The organism is Micromonospora sp. NPDC049801 (assembly GCF_040656575.1).
Taxonomy (GTDB): Bacteria; Actinomycetota; Actinomycetes; order Mycobacteriales; family Micromonosporaceae; genus Micromonospora.
Window position 1 is genome coordinate 16,336 of the sequence record NZ_JBFAMS010000029.1, and the last position, 21,749, is coordinate 38,084.

Below are 21,749 nucleotides of genomic sequence, written 5' to 3' on the forward strand. Positions count from 1 at the left end.
CGGATGCCCGCGAGCGGCGGCCCGGATGCGACTCAGCCCTGCTTGGGCTGGACGATCTGCGTGCGCAGGGTGTCGAGCAACGTCGCGCTGTCCGAGACGGAGAGCCGGGTGAACACCCCGGTGGCGATGCTGCCGTGGTCGACCGAGGTGCACACCACCACGTCGCCCCCGGCTGGTCGACCGATCGCGCAGCGCTCGTACCGACCCCGTACGCCGGTCCGCACCGTCTCGGGGGCCTCCAGCGCGTAGCGCTCACCGAGCCGCGTGATCTCCTCGTCCGCGTCCGCCTCGGGGGTCAGCCGGAAGCCGGTGCCGCCGAATACCGTCACCTGCTTGCCGTCCGCCGTCCGGTAGACGCCCGCGAAGGTGTCCTCGGCCAGCAGGTGCTCCTGGCGTACCTCTTTCTCCAACTGCTTGGCCGTCTCGGAGCTGCCGTCGTCCTGCCGCAGGCTCAGGTCGGCGACCTGCTCGGGCAGCGCGGCGCTGGCCGGGTACTGGGACGAGATCGGCAGGCCGTAGTAGGCGGGGCAGCCACAGCAGCAGGCCAGGCTGAGCAGCAGCAGCCACGGCCAGCGACGCCGGCGGCGCCGTGGTCGAGGGGGCGGGTACCCCTTGGCGGCCTCCCCGAGCGGCGGCGGCGCGGTCGGACCCCGCCCCCGGCGCTGCTTCGGCACCCGGGCCGGCGGCGCCGGGCGGACCGGCGCGGCGGGCCCGGCGGCGGTGGGTGGATGCGGCGGGGCAGGTCGGGCGTGCGGTGGCGGGTAGGCGACCGGCGGCAGGTAGGCCGGCGGTGGGTGGGCGGCGGGTTGGTGGTGGAGCGGCGGCGAGACGGGGTGCGTCCCGACCGGCGGCGGTGAGACGGGATGCGCGCCGACCGGCGGCCCGGACCACTGCCGGGTGGCCGGCGGGACCGGGTAGCCCAGCGTCGGCGGCAGCGGAGGCAGTTCGGCGGACGGCAGGTCCCAGCCGCCGGTGTCCACCCCGGCCCACGGGTCGACCGGGGTGCGGTGCTCGAGCGGCTGCTCCGGCAACGGCGGCGGCGGGGTCGGCTCGGCCGACTCCCCCCAGGCGCGCCGACGCGGCAGCGCAGGCGGAACCGGCGCGGATCCGCTCCACCGGGGCGCGGGCGGCGCGGCGGGGGAGTCGGGGCCCTCACCCACGCGCTCGCGGGCCGTGGGTTCGGGCCCGGCAGCCGGCCTGGCCTCGGCCGCGGGCTCCGGGGAAGTCGGGTGCGGCTCGGGCTTGTCGGCCGGCTCGGGCTCGGCCGCCGGCTCCTTCGCCGTCGGGTCCGGCCCGGCTGCCGGCTTCTGCGCCGTCGGGTCCGGCTCGGCCGCCGGCTGCTGTGCCGTCGGGTCCGGCTCGGCCGCCGGCTGCTGTGCCGTCGGGTCCGGCTCGGCCGCCGGCTCGGACAGCGTCGGGTCCGGCTTCGCCGCGGGCTCGGACAGCGTCGGGTCCGGCTTCGCCGCGGGCTCGGGCGTCGCCGCCTCCGCCGGGGCGGCGGCGGTCGGTTCGACCGGGGGTTCCGGGCCGTCGGGGGCGGCCGGCTGATTCGGGGGTACGGGTGGGGAGGTCGACTCGTCGGCGACCGCCGGAGCGTCGTCCGGCCTCGGGCCAGGGGTGCGCCCGTCGGCCGGCCGTGCTCCCGGCTGGGGCTCCGGCATCGCGGCAATCTCCTCTCGCGCCGGTCCGAGGTTAGTACCGTGCCGCCACCACCGCCGCCCGGGCACCGGGCGCGGGGCTCGGGTCGGCCGGCGCGGGGCTCGGGTCGGCCGGTCGGCCGGCATCGTGGCGTGCGCGCGGTCACCTCCGAGCGGGCGCGTACCCTTGGGCATCATGAGTGCCCCGTCCACGACGCCGCGCGCGGCCGCGACCAATTCGGGCGACGACTCCAGCTCGGAGCCGTCGATCTGGCCCCGGCTCGAGCCGTTGCTCCCGCAGATCTCCAAGCCGATCCAGTACGTCGGCGGTGAGCTGGGCGCGGTCGTCAAGGACTGGGACGCCGCGACGGTGCGCTGGGCGCTGATGTATCCCGACGCGTACGAGGTGGGCCTGCCCAACCAGGGTGTGCAGATCCTCTACGAGGTGCTCAACGAGCTGCCCGACACCCTCGCCGAGCGGACGTACGCGGTCTGGCCCGACCTGGAGAGCCTGATGCGCACGCACGGCGTGCCGCAGTTCACCGTCGACGCGCACCGGCCGGTGCGCAAGTTCGACGTGTTCGGCATCTCCTTCTCCACCGAGCTGGGCTACACCAACATGCTCACGGCGATCGACCTGGCCGGCATTCCGCTGCTGGCCGCCGACCGTACCGACGCCGACCCGGTGATCGTGGCCGGTGGGCACGCCGCGTTCAACCCGGAGCCGATCGCCGACTTCATCGACGCCGCGGTGCTCGGCGACGGCGAGGAGGCCGTCCTGGAGATCACCGCGATCGTCCGGGAGTGGAAGGCCGAGGGCTCCCCGGGTGGCCGCGACGAACTGCTGCTGCGGCTGGCCCGCACCGAGAGCGTCTACGTGCCGCGCTTCTACGACGTCGACTACCTGCCGGACGGGCGGATCCAGCGGGTCGTGCCGAACCGGGCGGACGTGCCGTTCCGGGTGCACAAGCGCACGACGATGGACCTGGACGCGTGGCCGTACCCGAAGAAGCCCCTCGTGCCGCTCGCCGAGACGGTGCACGAGCGGTACGCCGTGGAGATCTTCCGGGGCTGCACCCGGGGCTGCCGCTTCTGCCAGGCCGGCATGATCACCCGCCCGGTGCGGGAGCGGTCGATCACCACCGTGGGGCAGATGGTGCGTGAGGGCCTGGAGTTCTCCGGCTTCAACGAGGTGGGCCTGCTGTCGCTCTCCTCGGCCGACCACTCCGAGATCGGCGACATGTGCTCGGGCCTGGCCCAGCAGTACGAGGGCACGAACGTGTCGCTGTCGCTGCCGTCGACCCGGGTGGACGCCTTCAACATCGACCTCGCGCAGGAGCTGTCCCGCAACGGGCGGCGTACCGGTCTGACCTTCGCCCCGGAGGGCGGGTCGGAGCGGATCCGCAAGGTCATCAACAAGATGGTGTCGAAGGAAGACCTGATCCGCACGGTCGTCACCGCGTACAGCAACGGTTGGCGGCAGGTGAAGCTCTACTTCATGTGCGGCCTGCCCACCGAGACCGACGAGGACGTCCTCGAGATCGCCGAGATGGCCCACGAGGTGATCAGGGCCGGGCGGGCCGCGACCGGCTCCAAGGACATCCGCTGCACGGTCTCGATCGGCGGGTTCGTGCCGAAGCCGCACACCCCGTTCCAGTGGGCCTCGATGGACCGTCCGGAGGTCATCGACCACCGGCTCAAGATCCTCAAGCAGGCCATCAACGCCGACCGTTCGCTGGGCCGGGCGATCGGCTACCGCTACCACGACGGCGAGCCGTCGCTGATCGAGGGCCTGCTCTCCCGGGGTGACCGCCGCGTCGGCGCGGTGATCCGCCGGGTCTGGGAGAACGGCGGCCGGTTCGACGGGTGGAGCGAGCACTTCTCGTACCAGCGCTGGGTGGACGCGGCGGCCGAGACGCTGCCCGCGTTCGGGGTGGACCTCGACTGGTACACCACCCGCCAGCGCGACGAGCTGGAGGTCCTGCCCTGGGACCACCTTGACTCGGGCCTGGACAAGGACTGGCTCTGGCAGGACTGGCAGGACTCGGTCAGCGGGTTCGAGCAGGACGACTGTCGGTGGACCCCGTGCTTCGACTGCGGCGTCTGCCCCTCCATGGACACCGAGATCCAGATCGGCCCGACGGGCAAGAAACTCCTCCCCCTGACGCCGATCACCCCCCTGAAGACCCCCGCCCCCTGACCGACCCCAGTGGGTCGCTCGCGTCGATCATGAAGTTGTTGCCCGCACCACGGCGTGTCGTCGACAATAACTTCATGATCAACGAGGTGCTGAGTTTCGAGGAGCGAGACGATCAGTAAGAGAAACCAGCCGGAGGGTGGGCAGGCGCCGGTCGTCCAGCGCGCCCGCATCCGGTACGCCAAGCGCGGGCCGCTGCGGTTCACCTCGCACCGGGACTTCGCCCGGGCCTTCGAGCGCGCGCTGCGTCGCGCCGCCGTACCGATCGCGTTCTCCCAGGGCTTCACCCCGCACCCGAAGATCTCCTACGCCAGCGCCGCTCCGACCGGGGTCGCCAGCGAGGCGGAGTACCTGGAGATCGGCCTTCAGGCCCCGGTCGACCCGGAGGCGCTGCGCGCCGCGCTCGACGCCGCGCTCTCGCCCGGGCTGGACGTGTTGGAGGTGGTGATCGCCGAGGGTGGCAGCCTGGCCGACCGTATCGAGGCGTCGCACTGGCACATCGAGCTGCCCGAGGTCGACACGGCGACCCTGCGCACCGCCGTGGACGCGTTCACCGCCGCCGACGAGGTTCTGGTCGAGCGGATGACCAAGCAGGGGCGACGCACCTTCGACGCCCGCGCGGCAGTCATATCAATCGATGTCCTACCCCCGACGCAGACGCCTTCCGGGGCGCCGGCCGTACCGTGTGCGATACTCGAACTGGTCGTACGGCAGGTCACTCCGTCCGTACGGCCCGATGACGTCCTTTCCGGCCTCCGCGTGGTGGCCGACCTGGAGCCGCCGGTCTCGCCGAGGGTGACCCGGCTGGCTCAGGGCACGCTGACCGCGCAGGGTGCGATCGTGGATCCGTTGGATGCGGACCGCGGCGGGGCAGCCATCGTTGGGCACTGACCGACGGTCAGCGCTCTTGCAGGCAGACTTCGGCGGTCGCGCACCACGCGCGCCCGGCGGAAACACTTTTGCGGCGACCCTGCGTGGCAGCGCTCACCCGCGCCCGGGGCAGCCAGAACTGGAGAACGTCCATGCTCGAGAACGAGCCCGAGGGCGGCGAACGGACCGGTTCACAGCCGGCCGGGGATACCGCTGACCAGAGCAACACCGACAGCACCGCCGGCACCGAGCAAGCCACCGGCGCGCAGCAGACCGGGGCCGAGAGCGCCGAGCCCGCCGCGAAGCCGCGACGGGCACGGGTCACCCGGCGTCGGGCCGCCCCGCTCAACCAGCCGGAGCAGGCCGAGGCGCCCGTCGAGGCGTCCACCGGTGGGATCGGCGCCGTCGAGTCGCCGCAGGCGGAGGTCTTCGCCCCGATCTCCGGTGACCTGGACGTCCCTCCGAAAACCCCCCGCCGCCGTCGCAAGGCCGCTCCGGTCGAGACGACCGCCGAGGAGCCGCTGGTCGCGGCCAGCGCGGAGCTGTCGTCCCCCGAGGTCGTTCCCCCGGTCAAGGTGACCCGCACCCGGCGGAAGAAGGCGACGCCCGCCGTCACCGAGCCGGAGCCCGCCGCTGCCGTCGAGTCGGAGCCGGCCGTCGAGTCGGAGCGGGCCGCCGTCATCGAGCCCGAGCCCGTCCCGGCCGACGAGACGCCGGCCGAGTCCGACCTGCGGGAGGCCGAAGCCGAGCTGGACGAGGCGCAGACCCCGCCGGGCGCGGCCGAGCAGGCGTTCGGGGATGTCGCGCCCGGTGTCGCCGTGGCCAACGTGACGGACGAGCCGATCGAGCCGGCCGAGGCCATCGAGGCCGAGCCGCCGAAGACCCGCCGTCGTCGCGCAGCGCTCTCCGCGCCCACCGTGCTGTTCATGGCGCCTCAGCCGGACGCCGTGCCGGTGACCCGCCCGGCCGAGCCCGAGCCGGTCGCCGAGGAGCCGGCCGTCGAGGCCGAGCCCTCCCGTCGTCGGCGGCGCGGCCGCCGCGACGCGGAGCCGGTGGAGCCGATCGAGGCCGTCGAGGCCGAGGAGGAGCCGACCGAGGAGGCCGACGAGGCCACCGAGGCGGACGAGGACGACGAGGACAGCGCCGCCGCGCGCCGTCGCCGTCGCCGTGGTCGCCGTGGTCGGGGCCGGGGCAAGGGTGGCGCCGACGACGCCGAGGACGAGGAGTCCGACGAGGCGGCGCAGGCCGAGGAGGAGACCGCCGAGGTCGAGGCCGAGGGCGAGGGCGACGAGGACGAGGAGTCCGAGGGCGGGGACGGGATGACCCGCCGTCGCCGTCGCCGTCGTCGCCGGGGCGCGGGTGACACCGAGGGGGCGGCCGCCGACGACGGCGTGCCGACCGTGGTCAAGATCCGCGAACCCCGTCGTACGGTCGACGAGGTCCAGGGCGTGTCCGGCTCGACCCGGCTGGAGGCCAAGCGCCAGCGTCGCCGGGACGGCCGGGAGCAGCGCCGTACGCGGCCGCCGATCCTCAGCGAGTCGGAGTTCCTGGCCCGCCGGGAGGCGGTGGACCGGGTGATGGCGGTCCGGCAGCGCGGCGACCGTACCCAGATCGCCGTCCTGGAGGACGGGGTGCTGGTCGAGCACTACGTCACCCGCAACTCCTCCGGCACCATGGCCGGCAACGTCTACCTGGGCAAGGTCCAGAACGTGCTGCCCAGCATGGAGGCGGCGTTCGTCGACGTCGGCCGGGGCCGCAACGCGGTGCTCTACGCGGGCGAGGTCAACTGGGACACCTCCGGGCTGGAGGGGCGGGCCCGCTCGATCGAGCAGGCGCTACGCTCCGGCGACTCGGTGCTGGTCCAGGTCACCAAGGACCCGATCGGGCACAAGGGCGCGCGGCTGACCAGCCACATCGCGCTCTCCGGTCGGCACCTGGTCTACGTGCCCAACGGCAACGCGTCCGGGATCAGCCGCAAGCTGCCGGACACCGAGCGCAAGCGGCTGCGGGACGTGCTCAAGAAGCTGGTCCCGGACGGCGCCGGCGTGATCGTCCGGACGGCCGCCGAGGGCGCCAGCGAGGACGAGTTGGCCCGCGACGTCAAGCGGTTGCAGGCGCAGTGGGAGGACATCCAGGCCAAGGCCGCCGAGGGTGGCGCCCCGGTGCTGCTCTACGAGGAGCCCGACCTGGTCATCCGGGTGGTCCGGGACCTGTTCAACGAGGACTTCCGCGAGCTGGTCATCGAGGGCGAGCAGTCGTACGGCATGGTCGAGTCGTACCTGTCGCACGTCTCCCCGGACCTGGTCGACCGGGTCCGTCGGCACGTCGGCACCAACGACGTGTTCGCCGAGTACCGGATCGACGAGCAGATCATCAAGGGTCTGGACCGCAAGGTGTTCCTGCCGTCCGGCGGTTCGCTGGTGATCGACAAGACCGAGGCCATGACGGTCGTCGACGTGAACACCGGCAAGTACACCGGCTCCGGCGGCAACCTGGAGGAGACGGTCACCCGCAACAACCTGGAGGCGGCGGAGGAGATCGTCCGCCAGCTCCGGCTGCGGGACATCGGCGGCATCGTGGTGATCGACTTCATCGACATGGTGCTCGAGTCGAACCGGGAGCTGGTGCTGCGCCGGCTCACCGAGTGCCTGGGTCGGGACCGCACCAAGCACCAGGTCACCGAGATCACCTCGCTCGGTCTGGTGCAGATGACCCGCAAGCGGATCGGCGCGGGCCTCCTCGAGGCGTTCAGCGAGACGTGCGACTGCTGCAAGGGCCGGGGCGTCATCATCCACACCGAGCCGGTGCCGGAGAAGCCGCGCACCGGCGGGGCCGCGGAGAAGGTCAAGGCCGTCGCGTCGTCGGCGCCGGCCGCCGCGGCCGCCCCGGCCGCGGAGAACGGCACGCCGTCCTCCCGCCGCCGGGCGCGCAAGAGCGCCCCGGCCGAGCGCGCCGTCATCGAGGTCGTCGACACCGACAACCACGCCGAACCGCACGCCGACTACCAGGACACCATGGGGTACGACCTGTCCCGGTACGAGACGGAGACGGAGGCCGCTCCGGCGGTGTCCGACAGCCAGCGGGGTGAGTCGGCCCGGCTGGCCGCGGCGGACGACCCGGACGCTCTCGCCGACGCCGACGGCGACGAGGAGGCCGCCGAGGGTGGCACCGGACGTCGTCGTTCCCGTCGGGGTGGCGCCCGCCGACGGACCCGCCCCTGAACGGCTGACCGGCCCGCCTGTCTCTGACGGCTGACCGGCCCGCCGTCCCTGAACGGCTGACCGGCCCGCCCGTCTCTGACGGCTGACCGGCCCGGTGTTTGACGAGGTCCCTTTCCCGGCAATGTGACGGGGAGGGACCTCGCCGCTCGGGTCACCCCGATGCGGGAACGCTCGGCCCCGGTCAGGAGAAGAAGATGCGTCGCCTGCTCGCTCGTACCCTGCTGGTAGCCGTACTCCTGGCTTCGGCGGGCTGCTCCGACGACCGCTCGGGTGGTGCGGGCCCGACCGGGGGTTCCGCGCCGACGGGTCCGGCTGCTACGCCGCTGGGCGGTGGCGCGACGGGCGGTGACGCCCGGGTCTGTGCCGAGGCGCGGCGGGCCGGGACCACCGCCGTCCGGGAATACGTCGAGGAGCTGGGCCAGATGGTCGCCGCGGTGGGCGCGGGTGACACCGTGACGGCCGACGCGGCCCGGACCCGGGCGCAGGCGGCCCTGGCCGGCTGGCGGACCGCGCTGCGGGAGCAGAGGGCTCAGGCCACCGACGCGCAGCTCAGGACGTTGCTCAGTGACCTCGGCACGGAGGTCGCCGCCCTCGGCGTCGACGTCGAGTCGATCGACGAGACCGAGCTGGACCGGCTCCAGCAGCGTCTCGATCAGCTCTGCGCCCGGTAACCAGGGCGGGCCGGTTTGGGGTCCATGCCAGCGATGGCGTACTCTTGCCTACGGCCCACCTTTGGTGTGCCGAGTTCCCGCGTGCCCGCGCCGCCGTGCACTGCTACCCGGCGAGCCGCCGCGGGGACGACCAGTCAGCAGCCTCAACGACAGGGAGTCCGCCTCCGATGTACGCGATCGTCAAGACCGGCGGCAAGCAGTACAAGGTCGCCGAGGGCGACGTGATCGAGGTCGAGAAGCTCACCGGTGCCCCCGGTGACGCGGTGAAGCTCACCGCGGTGCTCCTCGTCGACGGTGACGACCTGGTGACCGACGCGGCGAAGCTTGCCGAGGTCGCGGTGTCCGGCGAGATCGCCGCGCACACCAAGGGCCCGAAGATCCGGATCCACAAGTTCAAGAACAAGACCGGCTACCACAAGCGCCAGGGTCACCGCCAGCCGTTGACCCAGGTCAAGGTGACCGGCATCTCCAGCGGGAAGTAGGTCGTCCTCCAATGGCTCACAAAAAGGGTGCGTCCAGCTCGCGTAACGGTCGTGACTCCGCGGCCCAGCGACTTGGCGTGAAGCGCTTCGGTGGTCAGGTCGTCAGCGCCGGTGAGATCCTCATCCGGCAGCGTGGCACCAAGTTCCACCCCGGTGACCTGGTCGGCCGTGGCGGCGACGACACGCTGTTCGCCCTGGCCGCCGGCTCGGTCCTGTTCGGCACCAAGCGCGGTCGCAAGACCGTCAGCATCGTTCCGCAGCAGTAGTTCTCTTCGCTGAGCGGGCCGCGGACCTCCGGGTCCCGGCCCGCTCGGCTTTTTCGACGTGCGGGGTCGACCCTCGCTGGAAGGATTGACGCCGTGGCGACGTTCGTTGACCGGGTCGTCCTGCATCTGCAGGCCGGCGATGGTGGGCACGGTTGTGTCTCGATCCACCGCGAGAAGTTCAAGCCCTTCGGGGGGCCGGACGGCGGCAACGGCGGCCACGGCGGCAGCGTGTCGCTGGTGGTCGACCCGCAGGTGACCACGCTGCTCGACTTCCACTTCCACCCGCACGTCAAGGCCGACAACGGCAAGGGCGGCGCCGGGTCGAACCGGGACGGGGCCAACGGCCACAACCTGGTGCTCAAGGTGCCCAACGGCACTGTGGTCCAGACCACCGACGGCACCGTGCTGGCCGACATGGTCGGCGCCGGCACCACCTTCGAGGTGGCCCGGGGCGGGCGCGGCGGGCGCGGCAACGCGTCGCTGGCCAACGCCAAGCGCAAGGCGCCCGGCTTCGCCGAGCTGGGCGAGCCCGGCGACCAGCTGGACATCGTGCTGGAGCTGAAGAGCGTCGCCGACGTGGGCCTGGTGGGCTTCCCGTCGGCCGGTAAGTCGTCGCTGATCTCGGTGATCTCCGCCGCGAAGCCGAAGATCGCCGACTACCCGTTCACCACCCTCGTGCCCAACCTCGGTGTGGTCCGGATGGACAACCACACCTTCACCGTCGCCGACGTGCCGGGCCTGATCCCGGGCGCGGCCACCGGCAAGGGCCTGGGCCTGGAGTTCCTGCGGCACATCGAGCGCTGCGCGGTGCTGGTGCACGTCATCGACTCGGCGACCCTGGAGCCCGGCCGCGACCCGGTCGCCGACATCGACGCCATCGAGGCCGAGCTGAGCCAGTACGGCGGCCTGACCGACCGCCCCCGGCTGGTGGCCGTGAACAAGGTCGACGTGCCGGACGGCCGGGACCTCGCCGAGATCGTCCGCCCGGACCTGGAGGAGCGCGGCTACCGCGTGTTCGAGGTCTCCGCGGCCACCCGCGAGGGGCTCAAGGAGCTGACGTACGCGATGGCCGAGCTGGTCGAGGCGGAGCGCAAGGCGGCCCCGCCGGCCGAGCCGACCCGGATCGTGATCCGGCCGATGGCGGTGGACGACGCCGGCTTCACCATCACGGCCGAGGCCGACGGCTCGTTCACCGTCCGGGGCGTACGCCCGGAGCGGTGGGTCAAGCAGACCAACTTCGACAACGACGAGGCGGTCGGCTACCTCGCCGACCGGCTGGCCCGCCTCGGTGTCGAGGACAAGCTGGCCAAGGCCGGCGCCGAACCCGGTGACCTGGTCCGGATCGGTGAGCGCGAGTTCGACTGGCAGCCGACGCTCTACGCGGGCGTGGAGTTCGTGCCCGGTAACCGGGGCACCGACGTCCGCCTGGAGGAGAAGTCGAACCGGGCGTCGGCGGCGGAGCGGCTCGCCGCGCGCAAGGCCCGCCGGGTGCGCCCGGAGGACGAGATCGACTCCGACGAGATCGGCGCGGACATGGGCGACGACGACATCGAGGATGACGCCGAGTAGCCGGTTGCGCTCCGTGATCGGGTTGATTGCCGGAAACCTCCGCGAAATCAATCCCGCTTAGCGTCGGGTGATGCTGATCGAGTCGCGGCCCGCCATCGATCCCGAAATCGCCGCCCTGGTCGTCGCCCAGCAGCGTGAGCTGCGCGTCGCTGACGGCGGTTTGGACGGGCAGGTCACCGTCACCCACGACGACATCCGCTACCTGGCCGTGGTGGTGCGCGGTCGGGCGGTCGCCTGTGGCGGACTCCAGTCGCTCGACGCCGTCACCGGCGAGGTCAAGCGGATGTACGTGCGGCCGGCGTACCGGGGCAGGGGCATCGCTCGGCAACTGCTCGCCGCCCTGGAGGAGTGCGCGTTCCAGCAGGGGCACACCGTGGTCTGCCTGGAGACCGGCACGTACCTGCCGGCGGCCGTCGGGCTGTACACCTCGTGCGGCTACGAACCGATCCCGGTGTACGGCGAGTACGTGGGCAACCCGTACAGCGTCTGCTTCGCCAAACGGCTCCCGGTCGCTGCCTGACGTAAGGAAGGGCACCTTTTTAACGCCTGGTGTATAGAAAGGGGCCCTTCCTAACGGCTAATGGGCGCGCGGGCGGCGTCAGGCCCCGGCCTCGGCGTGCGCGACGGTGACCGGCTTGGACTCCGGTCGAGCCGCGCTGCACCAGGTACCGGTGAGCATCCGCGCGAAGTAGCAGCTCAGGGGCGGTCGATCGGGGTGTCGAGGCGTCCGCCGGTCCCGGCTTCGTTCGACAGCAGCAGGCCGAGGGCCAGCATGCCGAAGCCGAGGGCGAGGTGCAGCCAGTTGTCAGCGCCGTTGACCGGCAGGATGTTCGCGCCACCCTCCTCGTCGATCGCCTCGATCGCCAGGCCGTACAGCCACAGGGCGAGGTAGATCGCGCCGCCCCCGGCCAGGAAGACCCGCGCGCCGGCGACGCTGCGGGCCAACACCAGACCCACCAGCCCGAACAGCAGGTGTACGGCGTTGTGCAGGATCGAGACCTGGAACACGCCGAGCAGTTTGGCGTCCGAGTGGTGCCCGGCGAAGGCCAGATCGCTGTAGTCGGTGGTAATGCCGGGGATGTAGCCGAGGACACCGATCAGCAGGAAGACCCCGGCCACGACCAGCGCGGCGACCTGCACCCGCGGTCGGGGCGCGGCAGGTCGGCCACCCCGCGCGTCTCGTGCCATCGGTGCCCCTTTCGTGGATCTCCCGGTCCCGCGAACGTCGCTGTCCGCAGCGGCGACGTGACGCAGCCCCGCGATCCTCCATTTTGAAGTCCCTCCCGACGCTCGCGCAGAGAAATGCACGAACAGGTATGGAAGCCAAAACGCCGGGTAGGTGAGTTGTCAGCGGCCACGGCGACACGGCCGCCTCCCCCAGAACAACCGCGACGACACTTCCGAGCGGAAGGGAAATCATGACTTACGATCTGTCACCCACCTCCACCACGTACGGCCAGGAGTCCACCAACGGCGGCGGCGTCCGCGAGCAGGCCCGGCACGTCGGGTCCGAGGCGGCGCACGCCGGTGGCGCGGTCGCCCAGACCGCCAAGGAGCAGGGCACCGAGGTCGGCCGTGAGGCCGTCCGGCAGGCCCGCAACCTCTACGGCGAGGCCCGCAGCCAGCTCGCCAGCCAGACCGGTGAGCAGCAGCGCCGCGCGGCCGGCGGACTGCGGTCGATCGCCGACGAGATGCGCTCGATGGCCGAGCAGGGTGGCCAGGCCGGTCCGGTGAGCGAGCTGGCCCGCCAGGCCGCCGACCGGGTGCACGGCGTGGCCGGCTGGCTCGAGGAGCGCCAGCCCGGCGACCTGATCAATGAGGTACGCGACTACGCGCGGCGTAACCCGGGCACCTTCCTGGTCGGCGCGGCGGTGCTCGGTGTGCTGGCCGGCCGCCTGACCAAGGGCATCTCGGCCTCCGGTGACGACTCCGGCAACGGTTCCGCGGGTTACCGCGGCGCGGGCGCGTACGACCCGGAGCGCACCGCCGTGATCCCCACCCCGCCGCCGACGCCCCGCACGGCCGCGGACGCCACCCCGGCCGGCGGTTACCTCGACCCGACCCCGGGCACCTACACCGAGCCGACCTCCGGCGGTTACGCCGACCCGACGCCGGGCGGCTACCGCGATCCGGCCCGCCAGGGCGGCTACACCGAGCCGGCGAGCACCGGTCAGCCGCTGCCGCCGGTGACCCAGACCGACCCGCTGCCGGGCGTGCCGTCCAGCGGCAGCCCTCGCCCGTGAGGTGTCGAGTCATCCGAAGGGAGGCGGCGGCATGAGCATGCCGACGCAGGGGTCCGGACTGGACTCCGGTTACCACCCCGACGCGGGTGCCCCGCACACCGCGGCCGAGGTGAAGGGCAGTTCGCTCGGTGATCTGATGCGTCAGGTCACCACCGACCTGTCGACGCTGATGCGCCAGGAGGTCGAGCTGGCCAAGGCCGAGATCCGCCAGGAGGGCAAGAAGGCCGGCAAGGCTGCGGGCCTATTCGGCGGTGCCGGCTTCGGCGGCTACATGGTGGCCCTCTTCGTTTCGATCGCCATCTGGCAGTTCTTGGACAACGTCATGGACTCCGGGCTCGCCGCGCTGATCGTGGCCGTGCTCTGGGCCGTGGTCGCCGCCGTCCTCTACTCGGCGGCGAAGAAAAACGCCCAGCACGTACGCGGGCTCAAGCAGACCAACGACAGCGTGCAGCGGATCCCCGACGCGCTCAAGCCCCACCCGGAGGGAGTCACCCGATGAGCACCGACCCCGACCAGATCCGCCGGGAGATCGAAGCCACCCGCAACAGCCTCAGCTCCGACGTGGACGCGTTGGCGTACAAGGTCAGCCCCAGCCGCATCGTCGACGACCGTAAGCAGCGGGCCCGCTCCGCGCTGCAGAATGTGAGGGACAAGGTCATGGGAACCGCTTCCGACCTCGGCCAGGGCACCGGCCACGCCGCCCACTCGGTGGGTGACCGCGCGTCGTCGGCGGCGTCCAGCGTCAGCGACGCCGCGCAGTCGGCGGCCTCCTCGGTGAGCGACGCGGCCCACACCGCGCCCCGCGTGATCCGGGAGAAGTCGCAGGGCAACCCGCTCGCCGCCGGTCTGATCGCCTTCGGCGTGGGCTGGCTGGCCTCCTCGCTGATTCCGGCGTCCCGCCGGGAGCAGCAGGCGGCCGCGCAGGTCAAGGAGAAGGTCGGCGAGCACAGCGGAGTCGTCAAGGAGAAGCTGGGCGAGGTTGCCAGCGAACTCAAGGACGAGCTGCGTGAGCCGGCCCAGCACGCCGCCGAGTCGGTGAGGTCCACCGCCCAGGACGCGGTGCACGCGGTCAAGGACGACGGCCGCTCGGCCGCCCAGGACGTCAAGGACCAGGCACAGCAGGCCCGCCAGCAGGTCAGTTCCTGAAGCCACCGACGTCGACGACGGCTCGCGGCCACCCCGGTGGCTGCGAGCCGTCGCCGTATCTCCCCGTGATCTTGCACTTGCTGTTGCTGACCTGTCGGCTAACGCGGCTTCTGTCCCAGCAGAAAGTGCAAGATCGCGGGGACTTCGTGGCGGTGGGCTGGGGTGCGGATTCTGGTGTCGCCGTAGCTGACGCCGCCTTTCAGCAGGCGCTGGGTTATCGCAAGCCAGCTGCAGATGCCGCGTTCGAGCAGCCAGAGCGGGGCGGCCAGCGTGGTGGTCGGTGGGAAGACGGTGGCACCGGCGGCGCGGCGGCGACCCGCCTCGGCCAGGGCGACGACGCTGGCCGTCATGCCGAGCAGCAGCCGGGGCCGGCGGGACGCGACCGCCGCGGCCAGCGCGGGCACGACCGCGAGCGCGGTCAGCAGGCGGACCGGCTGGGCCAGGTCGTCGTACGCCTGGCGGACCCGCTGGCCCCGGAAGTGCGCCGCGTCCGGCGGCAGCCGCCGTACGTACAGCCAGGGCGGCGCGACCTCGACGCCGCCGTAAGCCCGCACCGTACGGATCAGCTCCAGGTTCTCGAAGAGCACGTCGGGGTCGTACCCGCCCATGGCGAGGAACGTGCTGCGGCGTACCGCGAGGGTGCCGGGGTAGTCGTTTCCGAGAGCGCGGTTGAGCAGCGTCCGCCCGGTGTCCCACCAGGCGTGCCAGGGCAGGGGGTCGAAGTAGTTCTGCGGCCGGACCAGGTCGACCCGGTCCAGCAGTCGGTGCACCGCGTGGAGCCCGGCCTCGTCGTACCGGACGTCGTCGTCGGCGATCACCACGTGCTCGTGGCGTGCCGCGCCGACGCCGGTGTGCACCCCAGCCACCTTGCCGTTGAGCCCGCGCCGGGCGCGGTCGGGTGGCAGGTGCCGCACCAGCGCCCGCCAGGCCGCCGCGTGCCGGGCGAACAGCTCCGGAGGCGACCCGTCGACCACGATCACGTCGACGAGACCGCTCAGCCGGCGCAGGTAGCCGGTCAGCTCGTCCAGGCCGGCGTCGGTGTGCCAGCGCAGCGGCAGGACGTACGCCATCGGCAGGGCCGTTCCGCCGGTGTCGTGACGCGCGGCGCGCCGGGCGTCACCGGTGGCCGGAGAGGGCATCGCGCCTCCTGGGCGGTGCTGCGCGGCGGGTGTGCCGCCCGCTGCGCCTGCCCGCACGGCGGCCGCCCAAACCGGTGCGAAGCACCGACCCCCGGGACAACGACGACCTCAGGCGCGGCGGACGTTGGTGACGGTCATGCGGCCGGGTGGCAGGACGGGCATCCGGTGCAGGTCCAGGCGCAGATCCTGCGGCGGCACGTCGTAGCGCATGCCGCCGGTCAGGTGGGTGACCGCCCGCTTCATGAGGTCGATGGTGATCCACTCGCCGGCGCAGCGGTGTCCGGTGCTGTGGTCGCCGCCGCCCTGCGCGATCAGCGCGAACGGGTCCACGCGCCGGTCGGCGAACCGCTCGGGGCGGAACAGTTCCGGTTCGGGCCAGAGCGCCGGGTGGTGGTTCGTGCCGTAGAGGTCGAGCAGCACCCGCCGCCCCTGTGGGAAGTGGTGGCCCTGCCAGTCGAAGGAGCGCCGGACCCGGGCCGCGGCCATCGGGAAGAACGGGTAGTAACGGCGTACCTCCTGGACGAACTGCTCGGTGGCCCCGTCGTCGCCGTGGACCCGCTGTCGCCACGCGGGGTGGTCGCGCAGGGCGAGCGCGGCGAAGACGATGTACCGGTCCACGGCGACCGTCGGACGCAGCAGGTTGAGCAGTTCGACGGCGGCGATCCGGCGGGGGAGCAGCGCCCCGCGCGTGTCGCGGTGCTCGGCGACGACCCGTAGCGGGCTGTCGGCCGGGGCCGGGTGGATGCCGACCCGGGTCCGTTCGACGAGGTCGCCGATCCAGCGTTCGGCGCGGCGGCGGGCGAGCAGGCCCCGCCAGTGCCGTGGGCCGACGACCGCCGGGCCCTCGATCATGGCGTGCAGGTCGACGGCGCGGCGGTCGACCTGCGACGTGGCCAGCGGCACGCCGGCCCAGGCGCAGACCACCCGGGTCAGCAGCCGGCCCAGCTCGTCGTAGAGCGGCACCGCGCCGGCCGCCTCCCAGGCGGGAATCCGGGCCCGCCACTCGGCGTCGAAGAGGTGCCCGAGTCGCGCGATCGCCGTCGGCGTCATGATCGACATGAACATGGCCTTGCGGTCGGTGTGCGCGGCGCCGTCCAGCCCCTGCACGCCGCCCCGACCGGTGAGGGTCCGCTGAATCCGCAGCGGCATGGCGCTCTCGCGCTGGAAGCGCTCGTTGTCGTAGAACAGGGTGGCGGCCGGTCGACCCCGCAGGCAGATGGTCGGCGTGAGCAGGATCCGGGTTGAGAAGACGTCGCTGCCCAGGCGGTCGCAGCGTTCTCCGATGAACCGGTAGCCGGCGCGCAGCAGGGCGAGGGTGCTGTCCGGGCCGCGGTCGGCCGGCATGGTCGCCATCGGGCCTCCTCGAGGTTCCGGCGGCGGCCCGCGTCGCCGCCGGGGCACGTCTACCCTCGTGGCCGCCGCGCAATCCCCGCGTCGACAGCGCGTCCGCTGGCCCCTCCCACGGGCGGCGGAACCTGGTTGGCTTGCCGGTGGGGCCGTCGTCGGCCGGCATCGTCGGACGACGGTGACGACCCCGTCGGGCCGAGGTGTCCACGACCACGGGGAGGACGTATGAACGACAACAGGCCGCCGCGCTGGCGGCAGCGGCGGGCGGTCGAGACGCTGGGTGCGGGCCGGGCCGGGCGGCCGCTGATCGGCCCGCCGGGCCGGCCGGCCCGACCGCGCCGGTTCTTCACCGTGCACCTGGGCTTCACCGCGCCGGGCGCGGCCGACGCGCTCGAACAGGCGGTGGCGTACGCGGAGGCGCTGAGCCTGCTCCGCCCGGAGTTGGCGCTCGGTGCGGCGGCCCTGTCGCCGGCCGATGCCTGGCACCGGGCCGAACGGCTGTTCTGCGGCGCGGTCGGCCCGGACGGGGAGCGCTGCGTCGACGTCGCCGACCATCCCGGCTTCCACCACGCGCCGGGCCCGGGCGGTCTGGGCTGGGGCGACGGCGACTAGCCACGGGCTTTGACACCCGCCCTAACCCTGCTGAGAAACCCCCACCGCGCGACCGGTGCCGGTGTCCCCCTCGAAGAGGACACCGGCACGTGCCACGGCGGATCAGTCGAGGTCGAACTCGCCGTCCTGCGCGCCGGCCACGAACGCGTCCCACTCGGCCTGGGTGAAGACCAGCACCGGGCCCTGCGGCTCGGCGGAGTTGCGCATCCCGATCAGGTCGTCGACGAAGGCGACCTCGACAGCGCTCTCGGAGGTGTCCCCCTCGGCCCGTTGCCAGACCGCGCGGGAGAGGTCGAAATCGCCCTTGGGGTGCTGCGCCATGGTTCTTTCCTCCACTGCAGGGGGCCAGGTGGGGACCGCCTGCCGATCCCCATCGGGCAGGATAAGCGGATGCCGAGCCTGACCCGTGTAGAGGCGACCGCGCGTGGCGCGGCGATTACTGTCGAGTCCTATCAGGTGGACCTCGACCTGACCGGCGACGGCGATCTGTTCCGGTCCCGCGTCGAGATCCGGTTCCGGGCGACCGCCGGGGCCGCGACCTTCGCCGAGGTCAGGCCGGCGAACCTCCTCGCGGTACGCCTCAACGACCGGGCCGTCGACCCCGCCACGCTGACCGACAACCGGCTGCCGCTGGTCGATCTCGACACGACGAACACCCTCGTCGTCGAGGCGGAGATGACGTACTCCAACGCCGGGGAGGGGCTGCACCGCTTCGTCGATCCGGCGGACGGCGAGACCTACCTCTACGCGATGTCGTTCCTCGACAATGCCCAGCGCATCTTCGCCGCGTTCGACCAGCCCGACCTCAAGGCCCCGTTCACCCTCTCGGTCACCGCGCCGCCGCGGTGGACGGTCTCCGGCAACGCCGAGGTGGTCGCCACCCCGGCCCCGGGGCGCTGGGAGTTCGCCCCGACCGCGCCGCTGGCGACGTACTTCTTCTCGCTGATCGCGGGGCCGTACCACGTCCGCCGTGCCGAGCACGACGGCATACCGCTGGCGATCTACTGTCGACGCTCGCTCGCCGAGCACCTGGACGCCGACGCCGAGGAGATCTTCGACATCACCGGGCGGTGCCTGGACCGGTTCCACCAGCTCTTCGCCGAGCGCTACCCGTTCGGCAAGTACGACCAGGCGTTCGTGCCCGAGTTCAACGCCGGCGCGATGGAGAATCCGGGCATCGTCACCTTCCGCGACGACTACGTGTTCCGTTCGGCGGTCACCGACACCCAGCGCGAGGTGCGGGCCACCACCATCGCCCACGAGATGGCGCACATGTGGTTCGGTGACCTGGTCACCATGCGCTGGTGGGACGACCTGTGGCTCAACGAGTCCTTCGCCGAGTACCTGGGCACCCGGGTCACCGCCGAGGCCACCCGCTTCGACCAGGCGTGGACGACGTTCGCCATGCGCCGCAAGGCCTGGGGATACGCGGCCGACCAACGTCCCTCCACCCACCCGGTCGCGCCGCCGGAGGTGGCCGACGCCGACGAGGGCCTGCTCAACTTCGACGGCATCTCGTACGCCAAGGGCGCCGCCGTGCTGCGGCAACTGGTCGCGTGGCTCGGCGACGAAGCCTTCCTCGCCGGCCTGAACGCGCACTTCGCCGCGCACCGCTTCGGCAACGCCACCCTCGCCGACCTGCTCACCAGCCTCTCCGCCGCCAGCGGCCGGGACCTGTCCGGTTGGGCCGAGCTGTGGTTGCGCCGGCCGCAGGTCAACACGTTGCGCGCCGAGGCCCACGTCGACGCCGACGGGCGTTACACCGAGGTCGCCGTGGTGCAGACCGCCCCCGCGTCGCACCCCGTGCTGCGTCCGCACCGCATCGGGGTGGGTCGGTACGCGGCGGACGGTGCCGTCCAGCGCGCGGAGGTGGATCTCGATCCGGCCGTCGACGGCGGTCGTACCGTGCTCGGCGCGTTGACGGGCGAGCCGGCGGCCCAGGTGCTGCTGCTCAACGACGGTGACCTGACCTTCGCCAAGGTACGCCTCGACGAGGCGTCGGCGGACGCGGTCGCGGTGGTGCTGCCTTCTCTGACCGATCCGCTCGCCCGGGCGGTGCTCTGGGGCGAGGCGCTGGACGCGGCGACCGACGGCGAACGGCCCGTCGCCGGCCTGGTCGACCTGATGGTCGCGGCGCTGCCCGTCGAGACCGAGGTGATCATCGCGGAGGACGTGCTCGTCATCAGCCGGTCGCTGGTGGACCGTTACCTCGACCCGCTGGCCCGTTCGGCGGCGCTGGCCCGGGTCGCCGAGGCGTGCCGGCGTCTGCTCGATGGCGCGCCGGCGGGGGAGTCGTTGCAGCTCGCCGCCGCCAGGGGCTGGATCGCCGCGACCACCGACAGCGACCTGCTCGTCGGCTGGCTCGCCGGCCGGGACGTACCGGCCGGGCTGGCCGTCGACGCGGAGCTGCGGTGGGCGGTGCTGCGCCGGCTCGTGGTGCTGGGCGCGGCGGGCGAGGCGGAGATCGCCGAGGAGGCGCGGGCCGACGTCAGCTCCGCCGGCGCGGAACAGGCCGCGTACTGCCGGGCCGCCCGGCCCGACCCGGCGGCGAAGCAGGCGGCATGGGAGATCCTCATGCGGGACACCGAGCTGTCCAACCGGCTGCTCGAGGCCACCGCGGAGGGGTTCTGGCAGCCCGAGCAGCCCGAGCTGACCGCCGCGTACGTCGGGTGGTACTTCGCCGAGATGCCGGCCGCCGCTCGTCGTCGTACCCCCTGGACGGCCGACCGGGTGGCGAAGCTGGCGTTTCCCCGCTACGCCGTCGCGCAGCCGACCCGGGAGGCGGCCGCGGCGTTGCTGGCCCGCGACGACCTGACGGCGGGCCTGCGGCGGGTCGTCACCGACGCCGACGACGACCTGCGGCGGGCGCTCGTGGCGCGCACGGCGGTGGCCGCCGCCTCGGCCTGAGGTCGGCCGGCCGCCGTGGTGGGCGGCCCGGGTTGCGATGGTCGGAGCGCGGGGTGGCCGAGCGGCCACCCCGCGCCCGTGCTCACCGCAGGGCGGGTTCGGCCGTGACCGGGGCGTCGAAGTCGATGACGTAGCGCTGCTCGTGGGCGATGGTGCGTTCCGGGTCCATCGCCGTGCGCACCAGCAGCGGTATGAGCAGCGGCATCAGCGTCCGGGCGACCGGGCCGGGCGCCTTCGTGTGGTTGATCCGCGCGGCGCGGGCGGCGACCTTCTCGACCCGGGTGCGACGCAGCCGCACGTACGCCTCGAAGGCCGACGTCACGTCGGGTAGGTCCCGCAGGCAGCGGGCGAGCTGCACCGCGCTCTCGATGGCGAGCGAGGCGCCCTGCCCGGAGCTGTTCGACGGCGCGTGCGCGGCGTCGCCGACCAGCACCAGGCGACCCCGGTGCCAGTGCGGCACGGGCGGCATGATCTGCAACGCGCCGGCCACCTGGAGGTCGTCGGCGGAGCTGGTGGCCATCAGCTCCCGGCCCGGGTCGTCGTCGCCGTAGGTGGCGCGCAACGTGTCCAGCCACTGCCGCGCGGGCACCGTACGGGCCTCGACGAGGCTCATCGGCCGCTGCCCCGGCAGGTTGGCCCCCCAGCGGGTGCCGCCACCCGGCTCGGGCCAGTACAGGTAGTAGCCGCGCCGTCCGAAGGCGAACGTCATCGTGCCCGCCTCGGCGTCCACCTCGTGCCGGGCGACCGCCTCTAAGCCGAGCAGTCCGGTGAATCGGGGGCCGGGCGCGGCCGGGTCGATGAGGTCACGGACCGTGGAACGGATGCCGTCCGCGCCGACCAGGACGTCGGCGGTCGCCGTGGTGCCGTCCTCGAAACGCGCGGTCACGCCGTCGTCGGTCTGCGTGACGTCGACCAGTCGCCTGCCGTACGCGAAGGTGATGCCCTCGGCGACGGCCCGGTCGTGCAGCACCCGGTGCAGCTCGGCCCGGTGTACCACGCGCAGCGGCGGCACTCCGGCCAGCATCGGCAGGTCGATCCGTCGGGCGCCGACGGCCATGACGCTGCGGTGGATCCCGGTGGCGATCGCCGTCACCGCCTCGTCCGCGCCGACGGCCCGCAGGGCTGCCACGCCGTTGGGCGCGAGCGCGAGGGTGCCACCGATGCCACCGGCTCCGCTGGCGGTCGCCGGGTACGCCTCGGCGACGGTGGCGGTGATGCCGGCGCGGTGGAGGGCGAGGGCCGCCACGGGCCCCGCGATGCCGCCGCCGATGACGAGTGCGGTTCGTACCGTTGTCATGCTCTTTCTCCCTGGTGTCGTCGCGTGGGTGCGGACGAACCGTCCTGGGAGGGGACCCGGTTATCCTCGTGGTTGCCGCTTCGGGCCGGGTGCCTGCTCAGGTGTCGGTTCGGGGTAGGGCTCCGGCGGGGTGTTGGCGCACCCC

The 21,749-nt window shown here is 72.9% G+C and carries 19 protein-coding genes; 13 read left to right on the plus strand and 6 right to left on the minus strand.

Translation table 11 applies throughout. From position 1 onward, the window contains the following. Window positions 1–32: 32 nt before the first annotated feature. A complete protein-coding gene (locus AB0I89_RS32300; protein WP_357134487.1) occupies window positions 33–1,661 on the minus strand; it encodes a hypothetical protein in 1,629 nt (542 codons plus the stop codon). Between the two features lie 172 nt (window positions 1,662–1,833). On the opposite strand from AB0I89_RS32300, the gene AB0I89_RS32305 reads away from it, so the two are divergent. The 8 genes from AB0I89_RS32305 (at window position 1,834) to AB0I89_RS32340 (ending at window position 11,433) form a co-directional block, all read left to right on the plus strand. Then, window positions 1,834–3,837, plus strand: coding sequence for a TIGR03960 family B12-binding radical SAM protein (locus AB0I89_RS32305; protein WP_357134489.1), 2,004 nt, complete (start codon window positions 1,834–1,836; stop codon window positions 3,835–3,837). Window positions 3,838–4,005: 168 nt separating this feature from the next. After that, window positions 4,006–4,725: a TIGR03936 family radical SAM-associated protein gene (locus AB0I89_RS32310; protein ID WP_357134535.1), complete on the plus strand. Its 720-nt coding sequence runs from the start codon at window positions 4,006–4,008 to the stop codon at window positions 4,723–4,725. A 131-nt stretch (window positions 4,726–4,856) separates the two neighbouring features. After that, window positions 4,857–7,925: an Rne/Rng family ribonuclease gene (locus AB0I89_RS32315; RefSeq protein WP_357134490.1), complete on the plus strand. Its 3,069-nt coding sequence runs from the start codon at window positions 4,857–4,859 to the stop codon at window positions 7,923–7,925. 194 nt (window positions 7,926–8,119) lie between these two features. Next, window positions 8,120–8,596: a hypothetical protein gene (locus AB0I89_RS32320; protein WP_357134492.1), complete on the plus strand. Its 477-nt coding sequence runs from the start codon at window positions 8,120–8,122 to the stop codon at window positions 8,594–8,596. Window positions 8,597–8,763: 167 nt separating this feature from the next. Next, on the plus strand, window positions 8,764–9,078 hold the full coding sequence (gene rplU, locus AB0I89_RS32325; protein ID WP_007464063.1) for a 50S ribosomal protein L21: 315 nt from the start codon (window positions 8,764–8,766) through the stop codon (window positions 9,076–9,078). Between the two features lie 11 nt (window positions 9,079–9,089). Then, window positions 9,090–9,344, plus strand: coding sequence for a 50S ribosomal protein L27 (gene rpmA, locus AB0I89_RS32330; RefSeq protein WP_043966727.1), 255 nt, complete (start codon window positions 9,090–9,092; stop codon window positions 9,342–9,344). A gap of 93 nt (window positions 9,345–9,437) precedes the next feature. Next, window positions 9,438–10,913 carry a GTPase ObgE gene (obgE, locus tag AB0I89_RS32335; RefSeq protein ID WP_357134493.1) on the plus strand — a complete coding sequence of 492 codons (1,476 nt, stop codon included), beginning with the start codon at window positions 9,438–9,440 and terminating at the stop codon, window positions 10,911–10,913. Window positions 10,914–10,983: 70 nt separating this feature from the next. Further along, the gene (locus AB0I89_RS32340; RefSeq protein ID WP_357134495.1) at window positions 10,984–11,433 is read left to right on the plus strand and encodes a GNAT family N-acetyltransferase; all 450 of its coding nucleotides are present in this window, start codon (window positions 10,984–10,986) and stop codon (window positions 11,431–11,433) included. Between the two features lie 176 nt (window positions 11,434–11,609). Here the strand turns inward: AB0I89_RS32340 and AB0I89_RS32345 are convergent, their stop codons facing one another. Next, window positions 11,610–12,101 carry a DUF4383 domain-containing protein gene (locus AB0I89_RS32345; RefSeq protein WP_357134497.1) on the minus strand — a complete coding sequence of 164 codons (492 nt, stop codon included), beginning with the start codon at window positions 12,099–12,101 and terminating at the stop codon, window positions 11,610–11,612. A gap of 230 nt (window positions 12,102–12,331) precedes the next feature. Here AB0I89_RS32345 and AB0I89_RS32350 point away from each other — a divergent pair, with 230 nt between their 5' ends. The 3 genes from AB0I89_RS32350 to AB0I89_RS32360 are packed head-to-tail and all read left to right on the plus strand — an operon-like array spanning window position 12,332 to window position 14,302. Next, window positions 12,332–13,156, plus strand: coding sequence for a hypothetical protein (locus tag AB0I89_RS32350; RefSeq protein ID WP_357134498.1), 825 nt, complete (start codon window positions 12,332–12,334; stop codon window positions 13,154–13,156). Window positions 13,157–13,187: 31 nt separating this feature from the next. Further along, on the plus strand, window positions 13,188–13,655 hold the full coding sequence (locus tag AB0I89_RS32355; RefSeq protein WP_357134500.1) for a phage holin family protein: 468 nt from the start codon (window positions 13,188–13,190) through the stop codon (window positions 13,653–13,655). Next, window positions 13,652–14,302, plus strand: a complete 651-nt coding sequence (locus AB0I89_RS32360; protein WP_357134501.1) for a DUF3618 domain-containing protein — start codon at window positions 13,652–13,654, stop codon at window positions 14,300–14,302. The genes AB0I89_RS32355 and AB0I89_RS32360 overlap by 4 nt, the downstream gene beginning before the upstream one ends. A 98-nt stretch (window positions 14,303–14,400) precedes the next feature. On the opposite strand, the gene AB0I89_RS32365 is transcribed toward AB0I89_RS32360, so the two are convergent. Continuing rightward, complete coding sequence (locus tag AB0I89_RS32365; RefSeq protein WP_357134502.1) at window positions 14,401–15,441, minus strand: glycosyltransferase family 2 protein; 1,041 nt, start codon at window positions 15,439–15,441, stop codon at window positions 14,401–14,403. Window positions 15,442–15,549: 108 nt separating this feature from the next. Further along, window positions 15,550–16,794 (minus strand): cytochrome P450, encoded by a 1,245-nt coding sequence (locus AB0I89_RS32370; RefSeq protein ID WP_357134504.1) that lies wholly within the window; start codon window positions 16,792–16,794, stop codon window positions 15,550–15,552. A 219-nt stretch (window positions 16,795–17,013) separates the two neighbouring features. Here AB0I89_RS32370 and AB0I89_RS32375 point away from each other — a divergent pair, with 219 nt between their 5' ends. Continuing rightward, complete coding sequence (locus AB0I89_RS32375; RefSeq protein ID WP_357134506.1) at window positions 17,014–17,400, plus strand: hypothetical protein; 387 nt, start codon at window positions 17,014–17,016, stop codon at window positions 17,398–17,400. Window positions 17,401–17,502: 102 nt separating this feature from the next. Here the strand turns inward: AB0I89_RS32375 and AB0I89_RS32380 are convergent, their stop codons facing one another. Beyond that, window positions 17,503–17,721: a DUF397 domain-containing protein gene (locus AB0I89_RS32380; RefSeq protein ID WP_355053179.1), complete on the minus strand. Its 219-nt coding sequence runs from the start codon at window positions 17,719–17,721 to the stop codon at window positions 17,503–17,505. Window positions 17,722–17,790: 69 nt separating this feature from the next. Here AB0I89_RS32380 and pepN point away from each other — a divergent pair, with 69 nt between their 5' ends. After that, a complete protein-coding gene (gene pepN / locus AB0I89_RS32385; protein ID WP_357134509.1) occupies window positions 17,791–20,307 on the plus strand; it encodes an aminopeptidase N in 2,517 nt (838 codons plus the stop codon). A gap of 82 nt (window positions 20,308–20,389) precedes the next feature. Here the strand turns inward: pepN and AB0I89_RS32390 are convergent, their stop codons facing one another. Then, the gene (locus AB0I89_RS32390) at window positions 20,390–21,604 is read right to left on the minus strand and encodes an FAD-dependent monooxygenase (protein WP_357134511.1); all 1,215 of its coding nucleotides are present in this window, start codon (window positions 21,602–21,604) and stop codon (window positions 20,390–20,392) included. Window positions 21,605–21,749 lie beyond the last annotated feature (145 nt).